At 74.1% G+C, this 16,874-nt stretch carries 15 protein-coding genes and 1 riboswitch; of the genes, 6 read left to right on the plus strand and 9 right to left on the minus strand.

From position 1 onward, the window contains the following. The first annotated feature begins 110 nt into the window (after nucleotides 1-110). On the plus strand, nucleotides 111-758 hold the full coding sequence (locus ELQ39_RS23695; RefSeq protein ID WP_242593836.1) for a sulfite oxidase-like oxidoreductase: 648 nt from the start codon (nucleotides 111-113) through the stop codon (nucleotides 756-758). A gap of 16 nt (nucleotides 759-774) precedes the next feature. On the opposite strand, the gene ELQ39_RS23700 is transcribed toward ELQ39_RS23695, so the two are convergent. The 5 genes from ELQ39_RS23700 to thiO all read right to left on the minus strand — a co-directional run bounded on the left by ELQ39_RS23700 (nucleotide 775) and on the right by thiO (nucleotide 5,955). Further along, nucleotides 775-1,653: a deoxyribonuclease IV gene (locus tag ELQ39_RS23700; RefSeq protein WP_242593838.1), complete on the minus strand. Its 879-nt coding sequence runs from the start codon at nucleotides 1,651-1,653 to the stop codon at nucleotides 775-777. A gap of 48 nt (nucleotides 1,654-1,701) precedes the next feature. Beyond that, the gene (pknB, locus tag ELQ39_RS23705; RefSeq protein WP_242593840.1) at nucleotides 1,702-3,630 is read right to left on the minus strand and encodes a Stk1 family PASTA domain-containing Ser/Thr kinase; all 1,929 of its coding nucleotides are present in this window, start codon (nucleotides 3,628-3,630) and stop codon (nucleotides 1,702-1,704) included. A 140-nt stretch (nucleotides 3,631-3,770) separates the two neighbouring features. Next, entirely contained in the window at nucleotides 3,771-4,568 is a 798-nt protein-coding gene (locus ELQ39_RS23710; protein WP_225641295.1) for a thiazole synthase, read from the minus strand. 2 nt (nucleotides 4,569-4,570) lie between these two features. Further along, complete coding sequence (gene thiS, locus ELQ39_RS23715) at nucleotides 4,571-4,792, minus strand: sulfur carrier protein ThiS (RefSeq protein WP_190000181.1); 222 nt, start codon at nucleotides 4,790-4,792, stop codon at nucleotides 4,571-4,573. Continuing rightward, complete coding sequence (gene thiO / locus ELQ39_RS23720; RefSeq protein WP_225628968.1) at nucleotides 4,789-5,955, minus strand: glycine oxidase ThiO; 1,167 nt, start codon at nucleotides 5,953-5,955, stop codon at nucleotides 4,789-4,791. Before thiO ends, thiS begins: the two co-directional genes overlap by 4 nt. After that, nucleotides 5,953-6,064: riboswitch (TPP riboswitch) on the minus strand. It overlaps the preceding gene by 3 nt. 95 nt (nucleotides 6,065-6,159) lie before the next feature. On the opposite strand from thiO, the gene ELQ39_RS23725 reads away from it, so the two are divergent. The 5 genes from ELQ39_RS23725 (at nucleotide 6,160) to ELQ39_RS23745 (ending at nucleotide 11,017) form a co-directional block, all read left to right on the plus strand. Then, nucleotides 6,160-7,395 (plus strand): NAD(P)/FAD-dependent oxidoreductase, encoded by a 1,236-nt coding sequence (locus ELQ39_RS23725; RefSeq protein WP_242593843.1) that lies wholly within the window; start codon nucleotides 6,160-6,162, stop codon nucleotides 7,393-7,395. Nucleotides 7,396-7,462: 67 nt separating this feature from the next. Beyond that, nucleotides 7,463-7,828, plus strand: a complete 366-nt coding sequence (locus ELQ39_RS23730; protein WP_006131264.1) for an Rv2175c family DNA-binding protein — start codon at nucleotides 7,463-7,465, stop codon at nucleotides 7,826-7,828. A gap of 467 nt (nucleotides 7,829-8,295) precedes the next feature. Continuing rightward, nucleotides 8,296-8,964 (plus strand): thiamine phosphate synthase, encoded by a 669-nt coding sequence (gene thiE / locus ELQ39_RS23735; protein WP_190000176.1) that lies wholly within the window; start codon nucleotides 8,296-8,298, stop codon nucleotides 8,962-8,964. Between the two features lie 125 nt (nucleotides 8,965-9,089). Further along, complete coding sequence (metF, locus tag ELQ39_RS23740; protein WP_190000174.1) at nucleotides 9,090-10,013, plus strand: methylenetetrahydrofolate reductase [NAD(P)H]; 924 nt, start codon at nucleotides 9,090-9,092, stop codon at nucleotides 10,011-10,013. Nucleotides 10,014-10,069: 56 nt separating this feature from the next. After that, complete coding sequence (locus tag ELQ39_RS23745; RefSeq protein WP_242593845.1) at nucleotides 10,070-11,017, plus strand: SCO2102 family sporulation regulator; 948 nt, start codon at nucleotides 10,070-10,072, stop codon at nucleotides 11,015-11,017. 60 nt (nucleotides 11,018-11,077) lie between these two features. Here ELQ39_RS23745 and ELQ39_RS23750 read toward each other — a convergent pair whose 3' ends face one another. The 4 genes from ELQ39_RS23750 to ELQ39_RS23765 all read right to left on the minus strand — a co-directional run bounded on the left by ELQ39_RS23750 (nucleotide 11,078) and on the right by ELQ39_RS23765 (nucleotide 16,752). Beyond that, on the minus strand, nucleotides 11,078-12,562 hold the full coding sequence (locus ELQ39_RS23750) for a phytoene desaturase family protein (protein ID WP_242593847.1): 1,485 nt from the start codon (nucleotides 12,560-12,562) through the stop codon (nucleotides 11,078-11,080). A 449-nt stretch (nucleotides 12,563-13,011) separates the two neighbouring features. After that, nucleotides 13,012-13,641 (minus strand): TetR/AcrR family transcriptional regulator, encoded by a 630-nt coding sequence (locus ELQ39_RS23755; RefSeq protein ID WP_048456806.1) that lies wholly within the window; start codon nucleotides 13,639-13,641, stop codon nucleotides 13,012-13,014. Nucleotides 13,642-13,676: 35 nt separating this feature from the next. Continuing rightward, nucleotides 13,677-15,761 (minus strand): YhgE/Pip family protein, encoded by a 2,085-nt coding sequence (locus ELQ39_RS23760; RefSeq protein WP_190000168.1) that lies wholly within the window; start codon nucleotides 15,759-15,761, stop codon nucleotides 13,677-13,679. Next, nucleotides 15,733-16,752, minus strand: coding sequence for an ATP-binding cassette domain-containing protein (locus tag ELQ39_RS23765; RefSeq protein ID WP_242593849.1), 1,020 nt, complete (start codon nucleotides 16,750-16,752; stop codon nucleotides 15,733-15,735). The genes ELQ39_RS23760 and ELQ39_RS23765 overlap by 29 nt, the downstream gene beginning before the upstream one ends. Nucleotides 16,753-16,874 lie beyond the last annotated feature (122 nt).

Genomic DNA, 16,874 nt, shown 5'->3' on the forward strand with positions numbered 1-16,874 from the left:
TAAGTCTGGACTTAGTAAGTAATCCCATACTTAGCCCGTTCAGGCCATGAATGTCCGTATGTGCGGGGCCCGGTTCAGGAGCATGGCCACCGGTCTGTCAGGATGGAGACATGGGTCAGCCGGCGGAACGCGAATCGGGGGAGCGCGCGACACGAGGAGCGGCGGATCTCCAGCTCCCGCCGGGACAGCGGCTCCAGAAGGGCTGGCCGGTCACCCACTACGGCCCCGTCCCCAAGTTCCGCCCCGAGCGCTGGGAGTTCCGGGTCTTCGGCGCCACCGCCGACGGCGGCAAGCACTGCTGGACCCACGAGGAGTTCACGGCGCTGCCGTACACGACGGTCGAGGCCGACCTGCACTGCGTGACGAAGTTCAGCATGGTTGGCGCGGAGTGGGGCGGGATCCCGGCGCGCACGGTCGTGGAGATCGCCCCGCCCGCACCGGACGTCACCCATGTGATGGTGTGGGCGGAGTACGGCTTCAGCTCCAACCTGCGGCTCGAGGACTTCACGTCCGACCGCACCCTCTTCGCCACCCACAAGGACGGCGAGCTGCTCACCGCCGAGCACGGCTTCCCGCTGCGCCTGATCGTGCCGCACCTGTACGCCTGGAAGGGCCCCAAGTGGGTCCGGGGTGTGGAGTACATGACCGCCGACCGCCGGGGCTTCTGGGAGGAGCGCGGCTACCACAACGTCGGCGACCCCTGGAAGGAGCAGCGCTACTCCTACCAGGAGGAGCCCGGGGACGGCCCCGAGCTCTGACCCGCCCCGCCGGCGCTCAGCCGTCGCGGAGCTTCTTCAGCCGCTCCACGTCCGCCGCGTGCCCCTCCTTGCCGCCGGGCGTCTCGATCACCAGCGGCACACCCGCGGTCTCCGGGTGCGTCATCAGCGCCCGGAACGGGTCCTCACCGATGTGTCCTGCGCCGATGTTCGCGTGGCGGTCCTTGTGCGCGCCGACGACGTCCTTGGAGTCGTTGGCGTGGATCAGCTTCAGCCGCCCCGCGCCGACGGTCGAGGCCAGCTCGTCCAGGGTGCGGTGCGCGCCGCCGGGTCCGGCAAGGTCGTGCCCGGCCGCGAAGACATGGCAGGTGTCCAGGCAGACGCCGAGTCTCGGATGGGCGTCCAGCTCCTCGAAGTACGGCCCCAGGTCCTCCACCAGGGAGCACAGCGAGGCGCCCTGGCCCGCGGTCGGCTCCAGCAGCAGGTACGGGTCGTCGTCACGGGTCAGCTCGTCCAGCAGCGGCAGCAGGTGCTCCCGTACCTGCCTCAGCGCCACCGCGCGCTGCCGTCCGCCGGTCGCGCTGCCGGTGTGCACGACCACGCCCAGCGCGCCGATCTCCCGGCCACGGCGCAACGAGTGCCGCAGGGACTCCACCGACCGCTCGACGGTCGCCGGGGTGTGGGACCCGAAGTTGATCAGGTACGGGGCGTGCACGTACGCCGGGATCGACGCCTCGGCGCAGGCCGCGCGGAACGCCTCGTCCTGGAGCGGGTTGCCGGCGGGGGTGGCCCAGCCGCGCGGATTGGCGACGAAGACCTGCACGGTCTCCGCGCCCAGGTCACGGGCGTAGGACAGACCGACGGAATGCAGACCGCCGGCCACGGGGACGTGGCTGCCGATCGGGTTGCGGGCGGGGCCGGACGGGTGACTCTTCACCCGTCAAGGGTGTCACGGACGCGTGCGTCACCCGGACGGCCCCCTCCGTCACCTGATCTTGAGGGTGATCGTCGAGCCCTTGGGCGCGGTCTCGCCGCCGTCCACCGACTGGTCCTTGACCGTGTCGCCGAACAGGCCCAGCAGACCGCGGTCCTCCTTCACCCCGAACCCGGCACCCTCCAGCTTGTCCCGTGCCTCGTCCACGCTGTCGCCGACGACGTCCGGCACCTCGACCATCTCCGGGCCCTTGGACAGCGTGAGGGTGACGGTGTCGCCCTCCGCGGCCTCACCGCCGGCGCCCGGGGCCTGCCGGGCGACCCTGCCCGCGTCGTGCTCGGAGTGGACCCGACCGTCGGCGATCTCCACCTTCAGCCCGGCCTCCTCCAGTTCCGCGCGCGCGTCCTCCGGGTCGTCGCCGGTCACGTCGGGCACGTCCACGGGGCTGCCCTTGCTCACCGTCAGCTTCACCGCGGTGCCCGCACGGACCTTGGTGCCCTTGCCCGGCTCGGTGGAGATCACCGCGTCCCTGGGCACGGAGTCGCTGAACTCGCGGGTCACCATGCCCGGCTCCAGGCCCTCGTCCTCCAGCAGCGACCGGGCCTCGTCGAGCCGGTAACCGTCCAGGTCGGGCACCCGCACGGTCTGCGGGCCCTTCGACACGGTCAGGGACACCGAGGCGCTGCCGCGGACGCGGGCGCCGGCCGCCGGGTCGGTGCTGATCACCTTGCCCCGCTCGACGGTGTCGCTGTACTCCTCCTTGACCTCGCCGACGTCCAGTCCGGTCTCGGCGAGCCGGTCACGGGCCTCCTGCTCGGTCTTCGACAGCACCGGCGGGACCTTGGTGAACTGCCCGGAGTTGATGTACCAGATGCCCGCGCCCAGGCCGAACACCAGCAGCACGGCCACGACGATCGCCGCCGGGCCGCGGTGCAGCGCCGTGCGGCGCCGGGGCGGCAGCGGGGGAGGGGACCGGAAGCGACTGGTGCGGTGCGCCCGGTCCGCGCCGTCGTCGTCCTCGTTCACCGGGAGGGGCCGCGGCACGGTGAGGGAGCGCGGGATGACGCTGGTGCGGTCGTCGGCGTTGTCGTGCTCCGCGGACAGCGCCTGCGGGGGCATCGCGTCGAGCTGCTCGTCGGTGAGCCGGCCGCGCACCTCGCGGGTCAGGGCGAACAGCGCCACCGCGTCGGCCGGGCGGACCTCGGCGTCGCGCGCGGTCGCCGCCGCGACCAGCGAGTCCAGCGCCGGCGCCAGACCGGGCACCACCGCGGAGGGCGGCGGCACGTCGTCGTGCAGGTGCTTGTAGAGGACGATCGCGGGGGAGTCGCCGTCGTGCGGCTTCTCGCCGGTCAGCATCTCGAAGAGCAGGATGCCGCAGGCGTACACGTCGACGCGGGGGTCGGCGGTGCCGTGCTCTATCTGCTCCGGGGCCAGGTACGCCACGGTGCCCAGCACCGTGCCCGTGCTGTTGGTGACCGTGTCCACCGAGCGGACCAGTCCGAAGTCGGCGACCTTGACCCGGCCGTCGTCCCCGATCAGCACGTTCTCCGGCTTCATGTCGCGGTGCACGAACCCCGCGCGGTGGGCGGCGCCCAGCGCGGCCAGCACCGGCTCCAGAATGTCCAGCGCGGCCCGCGCCTGCAGCGCCCCTCGCTCCCGCAGCACGTCCCGCAGGGTGCAGCCCGGGATGTACTCCATCGCCAGATAGACGTACCCCCCGTCGGCGCCCTGGTCGAACACCTGGACCACGTTGGGATGGGCCAGCCGGGCGACGGACTTGGCCTCGCGGATGAAGCGCTCCACGAAGCCGGCGTCGGAGGCCAGCGAGGGGTGCATCACCTTGAGCGCGAGGATGCGGTCGAGACGGGTGTCCAGGGCCCGGTAGACCGTGGCCATCCCGCCGACGGCGATCCGCGCCTCGACGCGGTAGCGGCCGTCGAGCACCTGCCCGACCAGCGGGTCCTGAAGGGTCGTGTCCACGCAGCGAGTCTACGAGTCCGCGACGACAGCCCCGGCCCGTTCAACCGCCGTTGGAGCGGACCTGTGACCTGTGTTACCCGACCGCGTCCGAAGGGCGACCGGCGCGCGGGCCGGGAGCGCACCCGGAACCCGTTCGTCCGTCATCGGAACGCGGGCCGTTCCGGGTCCAGCTCGGCCCGGCCCTCGACCGGCGAGGACGCCTGGGCGAAGTGGCGCCGGGGGATGCGCCCGGCCCGCCGCGCGAGCCGCCCCGCCTCCACCGCGCTCCGCATCGCGGACGCCATGAGCACCGGTTCCTGGGCACGGGTCACGGCGGACGCCAGCATCACGCCCGCGCAGCCCAGCTCCATCGCCAGCGCGGCGTCCGACGCCGTGCCGGCGCCCGCGTCCAGGATCACCGGCACCCCCGCGCGCTCCACGATCAGCTCGAAGTTGTGCGGGTTGCGGATGCCGAGGCCCGAGCCGATCGGCGAGCCCAGCGGCATCACGGCCGCGCAGCCCACGTCCTGGAGCTTCTGCGCCAGCACCGGGTCGTCGTTGGTGTACGGCAGCACCGTGAACCCGTCGTCGACCAGCGTCTCCGCCGCGTCCAGCAGCTCCACCGGGTCCGGCAGCAGGGTGCGCTCGTCCGCCACGACCTCCAGCTTCACCAGATCCGTGCCCAGCGCCTCCCGGGCCAGCCGCGCGGTGAGCACGGCCTCCCCCGCGGTGAAGCAGCCGGCCGTGTTCGGCAGCACCTCCACGCCCAGCTTCCGCAGCACCGACAGCACCGACCCCTGCACCGAGGGGTCCACCCGCCGCATCGCGACGGTCGTCAGCTCCGTGCCGGACGCCACCAGCGCCCGCTCCAGCACGTCGAGGCTCGGCGCCCCGCCGGTGCCCATGATCAGCCGGGACGTGAAGGTCCGGCCACCGAGAACAAGGGGATCGTCGGCCATGGTCAGCCTCCTTGGACGGCGGTGAGGACCTCCACCCGGTCCCCTTCGGACAGGGGGGTGGCGGGCCACTGCGCGCGCGGGACGACGGTTTCGTTGACGGCGGCGGCCACCCCGGAGGGCGCCGCGGTGAGCGACCTCACGACGAGGTCGAGGGCCGTGCCGGACGGGAACTCCCGCGGCTCGCCGTTGACGGTGACGGTGACCGTGGTGACCGGGGCGTTCATACGGACTGCTCCGCGAGGACGGGGGCGCCGAAGCGCCGGGGGGTGAACGGGAGGGCCTCGTCGGGCAGCTCGCCGGTGGTCAGCACCCGCGCCATGGCGTCGCCCGTGACGGGCGTCAGCAGCACACCGTTGCGGTGGTGCCCGGTGGCGAGCAGCAGCCCGTCGAGGCCGGTCGGGCCGAGCAGCGGCGCGTTGTCGGGGGAGCCGGGGCGCAGTCCCGCGAGTGTCTCCGTGAGCGGCAGTTCGGTGAGGCCGGGCACCAGTTCGTGGGCGTCGCGCAGCAGCTCGTAGACGCCGCCCGCGGTGACCGTGGTGTCCCAGCCCATCTCCTCGCTGGTCGCGCCGATCACCAGCTCGCCGCTCTCGCGCGGCACCAGGTAGACATGGCTGCCGCGCACCACCGCCCGCACCGTGCGGCTCAGGAACGGCTCGGGGCGGTCCGGCATCGTCAGCCGCAGCACCTGCCCCTTCACCGGCCGCACCGGCGGCAGTACGTCCGCTGGGACGCCCGCCAGCCGCCCGCTCCAGCTGCCGCCGGCCAGCACCACCTGCTCCGCGCCCAGCTCGCCGCCGTCCGCCGTGACCACGCCGGCGGCGCGGCCGCCGGTGACGACGAGCCGCTCGGCCCGGGCGCGGTGCAGCGTGACGCCGGCCCGCTCGCAGGCGGTCAGCAGCGCGGACGCCAGCCGGCGCGGATCGATCTGGTGGTCGCCGTCCACCCGCAGCCCGCCGCGCACACCCGGCGCGAGCATCGGCTCCAGGCGCCGGCATTCGCGTCCGGTCAGCCACTGCGAGTCCAGCCCTGAACGCTCGTGCAGGGCGTGCAGCTCGCGCAGATGGGCGCGGTCGTCGGCGTCCAGCGCCACGGCCAGGGTGCCGCAGCGGCGGTAGCCGAGGTCCTGGCCGGTGCAGTCGGACAGCTCGGCCGCGAAGTCGGGATAGCGGCGCGCCGAAGCCAGGTTGAGGCCGAGCAGCGTCTGCTCGCCGTGGTGCAGCTCGGTGACGGCGGCCAGCATCCCGGCCGCCACCCGGGCGGCGCCACCGCCCGGCTCGGGGTCCACGACCGTCGTGGCGAGACCGGCCTGCGCGGCCCGCCAGGCCGTCACCAGACCGATGATCCCGCCCCCGACGACGAGGACGTCTGCGGTACGCGTGGGCGACATGGGCGTCCAGCCCCTCCCTTCGCCGGCATGACCCGGATCAGGTTCGTACGGTCGGAGGCCGCCAGCCTCCCTCTCAGCCCGGTGCGTCCGGGCTCCCGCGAGTGCGTGTACGCGAGCCACCCTAGCCCGCGCCGTGCCGCACCCGTAAGGGACCCCGCGCGGCAGCGGTCCGGCGCGGCGGGCACGGGTGTCTATGGTGAGCGGGTGAGCGAGCAGACGCAGGAACCGGGAGGGGCCGCGCCACGCCGGGTCGTGGTGGCGGGCGCGGGCATGGCGGGTGTGCAGACCGCGGCGGCGCTGAGGGAGCGCGGCTTCGCCGGCGAGGTGACGCTGATCGGCGCGGAGCCCCACCAGCCGTACGACCGGCCGCCGTTGTCCAAGGCGGTGCTGCTGGGCACCGCCGAGAGCTCCGCCTTCGACGTGGACTTCGAAGAGCTCGGGATCGAGCTCCGGCTGGGCTGCGAGGTGACCGGCCTGCGCCCCGGCGACCACGAGCTGGACACGGAGGCCGGGCCCGTCCCGTACGACGTGCTGGTGATCGCCACCGGCGCGGAACCGCTGCGGCTGCCCGGCGCGGAGGGCGTGCCCGGCGTGCACCTGCTGCGCACCCTGGACGACGCCGAACGGCTGCGGCCCGTGCTCGCCGGCCGGCACGACATCGTGGTCGTCGGCGCCGGCTGGATCGGCGCGGAGTTCGCCACGGCCGCCCGGGAGGCGGGCTGCGCGGTCACCGTCGTGGAGGCCGAGGAACGGCCGCTGGCGGGCGTGCTGCCCGCGGAGGTGGCCGCGCCGATGACCGGCTGGTACGCGGAGGCCGGCGTCACGCTGCGCACCCACGCGCGCGTGGCGCGCGTCGAGCCCGGCGCCGTGCTCCTCGACGACGGCACCCGGCTGCCCGCCGGCGCGGTCGTCGTCGGCATCGGCGCCCGCCCCGCCACCGCCTGGCTGGCCGGGTCCGGGATCGCCCTCGGCACGCACGGCGAGGTCGTCGCCGACGCGCACCTGGCGACCTCCCTGCCTGACGTGTACGCCGTCGGCGACTGCGCGTCCTTCCCGTCCGCCCGCTACGGCGAGCGCCTCCTCGTCCACCACTGGGACAACGCCCTCCAGGGGCCGCGCACGGTCGCCGCGAACATCGTCGGCGGGCCTGAGGAGCGTGAGGCGTACGACCCGGTGCCGTACTTCTGGTCCGAGCAGTTCGGCCGGTTCGTGCAGTACGCCGGACACCACGCGGACGCCGACCGCACGGTGTGGCGCGGCGGCCCGGCCGGCCCGGCGTGGAGCGTGTGCTGGCTGCGCGGAGGCCGGCTGGTCGCGCTGCTCGCGGTGGGGCGGCCCCGGGACCTGGCGCAGGGGAGGCGGCTGATCGAGTCGGGCGCCGCGCTGGACCCGGAGCGGGTGGCGGACCCGGCGCGGCCGCTGAAGTCGGCGACGGTCTGACCGACTCGCCCGCGTGGTGGGACGGGGCTGGCTTCCGACTGTCGGTGCCAGGTGGCAGGCTTGTCCCGTGACCGAGATTGACGCAAAGATCGATGCTCTCGTCCCCGCCTGGCTCACCCTCCCCGACATCGCCGAGAAGCTCGGCGTCGAGGTGACGCGCGTCCGGCAGCTGGTCAAGGAGGGCCAGCTCATCGCCGTGCGCCGGGGTGAGAACCGCGCGCTGCACGTCCCCGCCGCCTTCATCGACGGGGACAAGGTCGTCAAGGGCCTGACCGGGACCCTGACGCTCCTGCGGGACGACGGCTTCACGGTCGAAGAGATGCTGGAGTGGCTCTTCACCCCCGACCCCAGCCTGCCGGGCACGCCCGCGCAGGCCCTCGCGGAGAACCGCGGCACGGAGGTGAAGCGCAGGGCCCAGGCCCTCGCGGTCTGACCGACGTTCCCGTAACCCCTCAGGGACGCGGCGCCCCCACTCCCTGAGGGGCGCGGGGAACTGCGTGCTCAACCCCGCGCACCCGCAGCCGACGGACCGTGCGCCGCCGAAGCCCGCACGGCCCGAGGGACGTCCAGGTGACACCCTCAGGGGCGCGGGGAACTGCGCGCCCAGCCCCCATGCACCCGCAGCCGACGGGCCGTGCGCCGCCGAAGCCCGCACGGCCCGAGGGACGTCCAGGTGACACCCTCAGGGGCGCGGGGAACTGCGCGCCCAGCCCCCGTGCACCCGCAGGGGACAGCCCCGACCCGCCCGGAGGCGGCGAGCCGCCGCTCCCGGGGCTCGCGTGCCGACAGGCACCGCATAGGGTTCCGGGCGGCGGGCTCGGGCCGTGACGGGCGGGCCGGGGCCGCCGACGGCGCGGGTTCGTCCGGCCCCGCCGACGCGATCGACCCCGGGGGAAACCCATGACCGCCGCGACCGACAGCCCGCGCGACCGCCTCGCCGACGCCCGCGTCTACCTCTGCACCGACGCCCGCAGGCGCCAAGGCGACCTGCCCCAGTTCCTGGATGCCGTCCTCGCCGCCGGCGTGGACATCGTGCAGCTGCGCGACAAGGGCATGGAGGCCGCCGAGGAGCTGGAGCACCTGGCGGTCCTCGCCGACGCCTGCGCCCGGCACGGCAAACTGCTCGCGGTCAACGACCGCGCCGACGTCGCCCACGCGGCCCGCGCCGACGTCCTCCATCTGGGTCAGGGCGACCTGCCCGTGCCCGCCGCCCGCGCGATCCTCGGCGACGGACCACTGATCGGCCGTTCCACGCACGCCGAGGACGAGGCCGCCGCGGCCGCCGTCCAGCCCGGCGTGGACTACTTCTGCACCGGACCCTGCTGGCCCACCCCCACCAAGCCCGGCCGCCCCGCGCCCGGCCTGGACCTCGTCCGGTACACCGCCGGGCTCGGCACCGACCGCCCGTGGTTCGCGATCGGCGGCATCGACCTCGCCAACCTCGACCAGGTGCTGGACGCCGGAGCCCGCAGGGTGGTCGTGGTCCGCGCCCTCACCGAGGCGGACGACCCGGCCGCCGCGGCCGCCGAGCTGGCCAGGCGCGTACGCGAGGCCGCGGACGCCGGCTGACCGGCGTCACCGGCGCCCGGCCCCGGCGTCTCAAGTTTGTCCACACTGTGGACAGCAAGTCGGCAAATCAGACAAATATCCCGCTTCTGGTGGGGGAGCCGTCCACCCGTGGCTACGCTGCCCCTATGGCCCTCGGAACCGCATCCACCAGGACGGACCGCGCACGCACCGTGCGCGACATGCTCGCCGGCGGGAAGACGACGTACTCCTTCGAGTTCTGGGCCCCCAAGACGGAGAAGGGCGAGCGGAACCTCTGGAACGCGCTCCGCAGGATCGAGGCCGTCGCGCCCAGCTTCGTCTCCGTCACCTACGGCGCAGGCGGCTCCACCCGGGCCGGCACGGTGAAGGCGACCGAGCAGATCGCCGCCGACACCACGCTCACCCCGGTCGCGCACCTCACGGCGGTGGAGCACTCCGTCGCCGAACTGCGCAACATCATCGGCCAGTACGCCGACGCCGGGATCCGCAACATGCTGGCCGTGCGCGGCGACCCGCCCGGCGACCCGATGGGCGAGTGGGTCCCGCACCCCCAGGGCCTCACCTACGCGGCCGAACTGGTGCGTCTCATCAAGGAGTCGGGCGACTTCTGCGTGGGCGTCGCCGCCTTCCCCGAGATGCACCCGCGGTCCGCGGACTGGGACACCGACGTCGCCCACTTCGTGGACAAGTGCCGGGCCGGCGCGGACTACGCGATCACCCAGATGTTCTTCCAGCCCGAGTCGTACCTGCGGCTGCGTGACCGAGTCGACGCGGCGGGCTGCGACACGCCTGTGATTCCCGAGGTCATGCCTGTGACCAGCGTGAAGATGCTGGAACGGTTGCCAAAGCTCAGTAATGCGGTGTTCCCCGACGCCCTGAAAGAGCGGATCCTCACAGCGAAGGACGATCCGGCGGCGGTACGCTCCATCGGTATCGACTTCGCCACGGAGTTCTGTGCGCGGCTGCTGGCCGAAGGAGTGCCCGGTCTGCACTTCATCACGCTCAACAACTCCACGGCGACGCTGGAAATCTACGAGAACCTGGGTCTGCACCACCCGCCGCAGGCCTAGACCGGTCGCACGCGCATACGACACACTGCGTAACGACCACTGGGAGAGGGGCGTACATGGGCTGGACGGTCCTCTACATCGCGTTCGGCATCGTCGCGCTGTGGTTGCTGGGTGAGGTGCTGCTGCAGTACAAGGCGCGCCTGCGCTGGCGGCTGCTCGCCTTCGTCGGGTTCCTCGGCGTCGTGTTCGGCGTGCTGATCCCGTCCGTGGTGGTGATCGGACTGGGTGCCGCGGCCTTCGCCGTCGGGCAGACCTACGTCACGCTGTCGTTCCGCCGCGGCTTCCAGGCCGGCTGGGCGGTCAACGCGCCGATGCTGTCCGCCGTGAAGAGGCGTCGCGACGAACCGACCCTGGAGGTCACCGACCTCGAGGCGTCCGGCGACCGCGCCGACGCGTCCGACACCGGCCCCGTGACGGCCGGTTACGGCGCCGACGACGACTACGACCGCGACGACGTCTTCACGCCCGCCGCCGACCGTCAGACGGCCGCGGAGTCCACCGCCGTCTACGAGCCGCAGCCCCTGCCCGACGACACCGGCTCCTACGGCGTCTACGGTGAGCAGGGCTACGCGGGCCAGAACCAGTACGCGGACCAGAACCAGTACGCGGGCCAGGACCAGTACGCCGCGGCCGCGGAGACCGCCGACCCCAACTACGCCTACGACTACTCCGGTTACGGGCAGCAGCAGGGCTACGACACCGGCCAGCAGTACGCCGCGTACTCCGACCCGTACATCGGAAACACCACCTACGGCGGCGGCACGTACGACACGGGCTACACGGACCAGCAGTACGCCCAGCAGGGCTACACGGCCCAGGACCCCTACGCGACGGGCGGTTACGGCGGCGAGACCCCCGCCGGCGGTCTGTGGGTGCCGCAGCAGCGCAGCGCCGACGACCCGTACGGCGGCGAGCTCCCGCCGGAGCAGCAGTACCCGTACCAGGACGGCGGCCGGCAGCAGGGCACCCAGGGCAACGGGTACGACGAGCAGTACCGCTACTGAGCGGGCGGGCGGTCACGGACGGCCGAGGGTCTCCTCAACCGCCCGCGCCGCGGCCCGCGTTCACTGCGAGCCGCGGAACTCCGGCCCCTCCACGATCAGTCCGGCGACCAGCGCCCCCGACATCCCGGCATGCGGCAGGCCGCCGCCGGGGTGCGACCAGCCGCCGACGGTGAACAGCCCCGGCAGCCGTGTGGTGTTGGACGCGTGCAGGAACCGGCCGTCCGCCGCGGCGAGCGCCGGCGCCGGCACCGCGCCGCCCTCCGCGCCCGTCTCCCGCGCGACGTCCTGAGGCGTGCGCACCTCGTGCCACAGCAGCCGGTCCCGCAGATCCGGCACCGCCCGCGCGGCGGCCGTCACCATCCGCTCCGCGAACTCCTCGACGCCCTCCGCCCCCGCGGGCGTCACCGCCGTCACCGTCACCGCCTCGTGCGCGGCGTCCGGGACCAGCGCCGGGTCGTCAGGCCGCAGCACCGTCACCGTCGGCTCGGCGGGCAGTCCGCCGCCTGACAGCGCGTCCAGCTCCGCCGTACGGTCCCGGGTGTGCACCACCGTCCGGTGCGGGGTGCCCTCCGGGCGGGCCCCGCGCAGTGCCAGCAGCACCGTCGTCCGGCTCGCCCCCTCCCGCCGGGCGGGCGCCTCGCCCTCCCCGCGGGGCCGCGTGCCGCACATCCGCTCCAGCAGCCCGGGGCCCACCCCCGCGACCACCAGGTCCGCCTCCACCGCCGTGCCGTCGGCGAGCTCCACGCCCGCCGCCCGGCCGTCCTTCTCCCGCACTGCGGTGACCTCCACGCCGAAGTGGAACTCCACCCGGCGGGCCAGGCACCGCTCGTACATCGCCCGCGCCAGCTCCCGCAGCCCGCCGCGCACGTACCAGGTGCCGAAAGCGTGCTCCATGTACGGCAGCACCGCCGCGCTCGCCGGAGTGGCCCGCGGGTCCAGGCCGAACGCCAGGGCGTGGCTCTCGAGGAGAGCCCGCAGCCGCGGGTCGCGCAGCTCCCAGTCGCCTACCTCCGACAGCGTGGCCGCCCTGCGCAGGCGCAGCAGCCGCCGGTGCGGGACCGCCGGGTAGGGCTCGCGCTCGGCCAGCACCTGCCAGTTGGGCCACAGCGGCTCCTCCAGCAGCGGGCGGCGAGCCCGGTCCCAGGCCTCGCGGGCCCGCACCAGGAAGTCGCCCCAGCGCCGCGCCGCGTCCGCGCCCAGCGCCTGCTCCACGGCGGAGACCACACCCGCCCGGGAGGCGTTCGGCAGGGACACCCGGGTGCCGTCGGCGAAGACGTGGTGCGACGACGGGTCGGCCTGCACCAGCTCGACGCACTCCTCCAACGGCTCCCGGCCCGTCTTCACGAACAGGTCCCGGTAGACGGCCGGCAGCGGCAGCAGCCCGGGCCCGGTGTCGAAGGCGAACCCATCCCGCTCCCGGCGGCGCAGCGCACCGCCGTACGTCTCCGTCCGCTCGTACACCGCCACCCGGTGGCCCGCGACGGCCAGCCGGGCGGCGGCCGCCAGCGCGCCCGCGCCGGCGCCGATCACCGCAATCCGTGCCATGTCAGGGACTTTATCCGCCGCCGGCAGGGGCTCGTTCCCGAGTATCCGCGCCCCCGTGGCGTGACCGTGCGGGCGCAGGCCGTGGTGGGCCCGGGTGCGCAGGCGTGAGTACAGGTACCTAGCCGGCGAGATGAGTACGGCGGCGGATGGGCCCGGACCAGCGGGAACGGGAGAGTGGAGACCACGGAGAGGGGGCCCGGGCCCACGGCACCGGCGACACGGGGCGCCGGAGCGGGGACCGGCCCGCGATCCGCTCCTTCCGCCGGCGCCGCCGGCGGGAGCGAGGCACGGGGGACCCGGGGGAACGACCGCAACGGGGGTTCAACGGGGGGACGTACGGGGGATCACGGGGGACACGGGGGAACAGGGAGGCGCCGGCCCGGCCGGTGGCCCGCGGGGGACGCGGCCACCGACCGACCGGCGCCTTCGCGTGTCCGGCGCCCGGCGGACTACCCGCGGCCGCTGACCCGGCCCTGCAGCAGCCGCGACAGCGCCGCGTGCACGTCGTCCAGGGACCGCTCCGGCTGGAACGACTTCCAGTCCAGCGCCGCCACCAGCACCATGCCCACCAACGCGGCCGCCGTCAGCGGCACGTCGATCTCCTCGCTGAACTCCCCGGCCGCCACGCCCTCGCGCAGCACCCCCTCGACCACCGCCACGGCCTGCTGCCGCACCACCATCAGCGTGGACTGCCAGGCCCGGTTGGTGCGCCACAGCTCCGCCACGTACAGCTGGGTGAAGGCCGGGTAGCGGTCGATGAACACCAGCCCCGCCCGGATCATGGCGTCCAGGGCGTCGACCTTGCTGCCGCCCTCCCGCTCCGTCCGCTCGGCCGCCTCCCGCAGCGAGGCGGTCAGCAGGCCGACCCCGTGCCGCAGCAGCTCCTCGAAGAGGACCGACTTGCTCGCGAAGTTGTAGTAGACGGTGCCCTTCGCGACGCCCGCCCGCTCGGCGATCTCGTCCACGGTGGTGGCGGAGAACCCCTGCTCGGCGATGAGCGTGACGGCCGCCTCGTAGAGCTTCTGCCGGGTGGCCTCGCGGCGGGCGCTGCCGCCCGGCGTGGTGCTGCTGCGTTCCATGGCCCCGATTCTCACAGGAGCTCCGGCCGGCCGGTTCACAGGCTCAGCTCCGGGTGCAGCCGGTCGAGCGTCCACACCTGCCGGCGGCGGGCCGACAGCGCGGTCAGCGCGAGCGCGCCGGCGGTGAAGGCCGCCAGCACCGCGCAGGCCGTCCACACGGGCCCGAGCCCGCCGCCCGAGATCAGCCGCCGCAGCGCCTCCACGACATGGGTCATCGGCAGGAACGGGTGCAGCGCGTTGAAGAAGCCCGGACTGGTCTGCACGGGGTACGTGCCGCCCGCCGAGGTGAGCTGGAGCATCAGCAGCGCCAGCACCAGGATCCGGCCGGCCGCGCCGAAGCGGGCGTTCAGCCACTGCACGAGCGCCGCGAAGCACGCCGTCACCAGGAACAGGAAGCCCACCGTCCCGGCCGCCCGCGCCATCTGCAGCCCGAGCCCCCAGTGCAGCACCGACATCAGTGCCACCGTCTGCAGCACCCCGATCGCCACCACCGGCAGCCAGCCCGCCAGCGCGATCCGCCAGGCGGACGCCCCCGCCGCGAGCGCCCGCCGGTTCATCGGCGCGATCAGCATGTACGCCACCATCGCGCCCACCCACAGCGACAGCGGGATGAAGTACGGGGCGAAACCGGTGCCGTAGTTGGGCGCCTTGTGCAGGTCGCGGGAGACCAGCCGCACCGGGTCGGCCATCACCTCGGTGCGCTCGTCGCGCTCGGCCTCGTCGTAGTCGGGGATCTGCCCGGCGCCCTCGTGCAGACCGCCGGCCAGCTCCTCGGAGCCGTCGACCAGCTTGAAGAGTCCGCCGCTCAGGTCGTCCGCGCCCGTCTTCAGCCTGCCGACGCCCTTGTCCAGGTCCCGGGCGCCCGTCTCGGCGGTGGCAAGACCCTTGTTGAGCTTCTTCGCCCCCGCCGCGACCTTGCCGGCGCCGGTGTTGAGCTTGTTGATACGGCTGACGGCGTCGTCGAGGTCCTCGGAGAGGTGCGGGGCGCGGCCGGCGAGCGCACGCGCCTGCTTCTCCAGGGTGGCGAGGTGCCCGTCGAGCTTCTTCAGGTCCGCGCGGTGCCCGGTGACCAGGTCACTGACGTCGTCCGCGACGGACGAGGCGGTCGCCGCCGCCTCCTTGGCCTTCTTCAGCTCCGGGCAGGCCGGGTCGGGTTCGCCGGCGTCCTCGCAGCGCTCGCGGTGGAGCGTGTCCAGGGTGCCGGACGCCTCACGGGCGTCCTTCGCGGCGGCGGGCGCCTTCTCCGTCAGCGCGTCCAGGTCGTCCCGCAGCTGTCCCGCCGTGTCGGCGACGAAGCCTGCCGTCTCCCCGATGGCCTTCTCGTTCTTCTTCAGGAACGGGCCCGCCTCCGCGTTCAGCGCGTTCACCTTCTCGGCGAGGCGGCGCGTGCCGTCCGCGACCTTCCCGGAGCCGTCCTCCAGGGTGCCCGCGCCCTTGTGCAGGTCCTTCAGGCCCCTGGCCAGCTTGCCGCTGCCCGCGCGGGCGTCCTTCAGCCCGTCGACGAGGTCCTTGGAGCCCTCCTCCGCCTTGCCGATGCCGCCGTTCAGCCTGTCGGCGCCCTCGGCCGCCTTCACCGTCTCTCCGTGCAGGTCGGAGAAGGAGACGAAGATCTGGTCCAGGAAGGACCGGGAGGTCTTGGTGGACGCGGCCCGCCGCACCTCGCCGAAGACCGTCCGGGAGATCTGCCCGACGATGTAGTTGTTCGCGTCGTTGGTGCGCACCTGGAGGGCGCCGGTCTCGGGCGAGTCGCCCGAACTGGAGGCGATACGACGGCTGAAGTCGGCCGGCACGGTGAGGGACAGGTAGTACGTGCCGTCCTCGACCCCCCGCCGGGCCTCTTCCTCGCCCACCTCCCGCCAGTCGAAGGCGGAGCTGTCGTGCAGGCCCTCGGCGATGTCGTCCCCGGCCGTGATCCGCTTGCCGTTCGCCGTTGCTCCCTCGTCCGCGTTCACGAGGGCCACGGGGATCCGGTCGAGACGGCCGTACGGGTCCCAGAACGACCACAGGTACAGGGCGCCGTAGAGCAGGGGCAGCACCAGCAGGGCGACGAGCGCGGCGCGCGGGAGGGTGCCGCGGCCGAAGCGCCGCAGCTCAAGAGCGGCCAGTCGCGGCGATCGCATCGTCGGCGGCCTCCTTTCCGTGGTGGGTGGCCCGGTCGGCGGACCCGTCGGTGGCGGACTCGGCGCCGGCGGCCCGGCCGGTGGCCACGGCCTCGTCGGACTCACCGGTCTCGTGCGGGACGGCGTCGGGGCCGTCCGCGGTACGGGCCGGGTCCGCCGCCGGGGCGACGCCGGTCTCCGTGCCGGTGCCGGCGGGGGAGTCGCCGGGCTCGTCGCCGGCGTGGGAGGCGTCGGTGCCGTCGCCGGTGCTGGCGGCGGGCCCGTCGGTCCCCGTGCCGCCGGACCGGTCCGCGCCCGTGCGGACGACCACCGCGTCGGACGGCGGCTCGCTGCACACGGCCAGCACCGTGACCCCCGTGCCGGCGACGGACCGCAGCAGCTCCCACATCTCCTGCCGCTCGCCGGCCGACAGCTTCAGGTCGGCGTCGTCGATCCCGAGCAGCCGGGGACGCCCCAGCAACGCCAGCGCCAGCGACAGCCGCAGCGCCTCCAGCCGCTCCAGGTCCCGCACCGCGGTCCGCCCGCCCTTGGGCAGGGCGGACAGGTCGAGCCCGGCGGTGGCCAGCGCCCCGTCGATGTGCCGGCGCCGCTCCCGCCGCCGCTCGGCGCGCGGCCGCAGCAACTGCCGGGGCCGGGGGAGCGCGCCCCCGAAGCGCCGCCGCAGCAGCTCCTGCTCGCGCAGATGCTCGGCCACGGTGAGCGCCGGGTCCAGGTCGGTCACCCCGGCCACGTGCGCCAGGGCGCTGCGACGCCGCACGGCGGCCATGCGCCGGGGCAGTTCAAGACCGCCGACGACGGCCCGCCCCTCCGTCGGCCTCATGCGTCCGGTGAGCGTGAGCAGCAGACAGGTGCGGCCCGTGCCGGACGGCCCGGCCACCGCGATCAGCGCGCCGGGCCCGGCGTCGGCCGACACGTCGCGGAAGGCCCACCCCCGTGGTCCCTTCAGGCCGAGGCCGTCGGCCACGACGGCGAGTCCGCTCGGATCGTCCACGAATCCCCCTGAACGTGCGGGAACATCTTTTGAACTGACTGGTCAGTGCAAAAGTTAGCTCGAACGGGCGGACGAGGCAACGCCGCAGGTCAGAACGGATTGTCAGTGCCATACCGCACGAT

Origin of the sequence: Streptomyces sp. GB4-14, from assembly GCF_022696125.1 — a bacterium.
GTDB lineage: Bacteria > Actinomycetota > Actinomycetes > Streptomycetales > Streptomycetaceae > Streptomyces > Streptomyces werraensis.

Excerpts from the sequence above, each read along its gene's own strand:
- ELQ39_RS23695 (WP_242593836.1), top strand. The coding sequence starts at position 111 with ATGGGTCAGCCGGCGGAACGCGAATCGGGGGAGCGCGCGACACGAGGA.
- ELQ39_RS23710 (WP_225641295.1), bottom strand. The coding sequence starts at position 4,568 with ATGGCCGACGATCCCCTTGTTCTCGGTGGCCGGACCTTCACGTCCCGG.
- thiS (WP_190000181.1), bottom strand. The coding sequence starts at position 4,792 with ATGAACGCCCCGGTCACCACGGTCACCGTCACCGTCAACGGCGAGCCG.
- thiO (WP_225628968.1), bottom strand. The coding sequence starts at position 5,955 with ATGTCGCCCACGCGTACCGCAGACGTCCTCGTCGTCGGGGGCGGGATC.
- thiE (WP_190000176.1), top strand. The coding sequence starts at position 8,296 with ATGACCGCCGCGACCGACAGCCCGCGCGACCGCCTCGCCGACGCCCGC.
- metF (WP_190000174.1), top strand. The coding sequence starts at position 9,090 with ATGGCCCTCGGAACCGCATCCACCAGGACGGACCGCGCACGCACCGTG.
- ELQ39_RS23745 (WP_242593845.1), top strand. The coding sequence starts at position 10,070 with ATGGGCTGGACGGTCCTCTACATCGCGTTCGGCATCGTCGCGCTGTGG.
- ELQ39_RS23750 (WP_242593847.1), bottom strand. The coding sequence starts at position 12,562 with ATGGCACGGATTGCGGTGATCGGCGCCGGCGCGGGCGCGCTGGCGGCC.
- ELQ39_RS23755 (WP_048456806.1), bottom strand. The coding sequence starts at position 13,641 with ATGGAACGCAGCAGCACCACGCCGGGCGGCAGCGCCCGCCGCGAGGCC.
- ELQ39_RS23760 (WP_190000168.1), bottom strand. The coding sequence starts at position 15,761 with ATGCGATCGCCGCGACTGGCCGCTCTTGAGCTGCGGCGCTTCGGCCGC.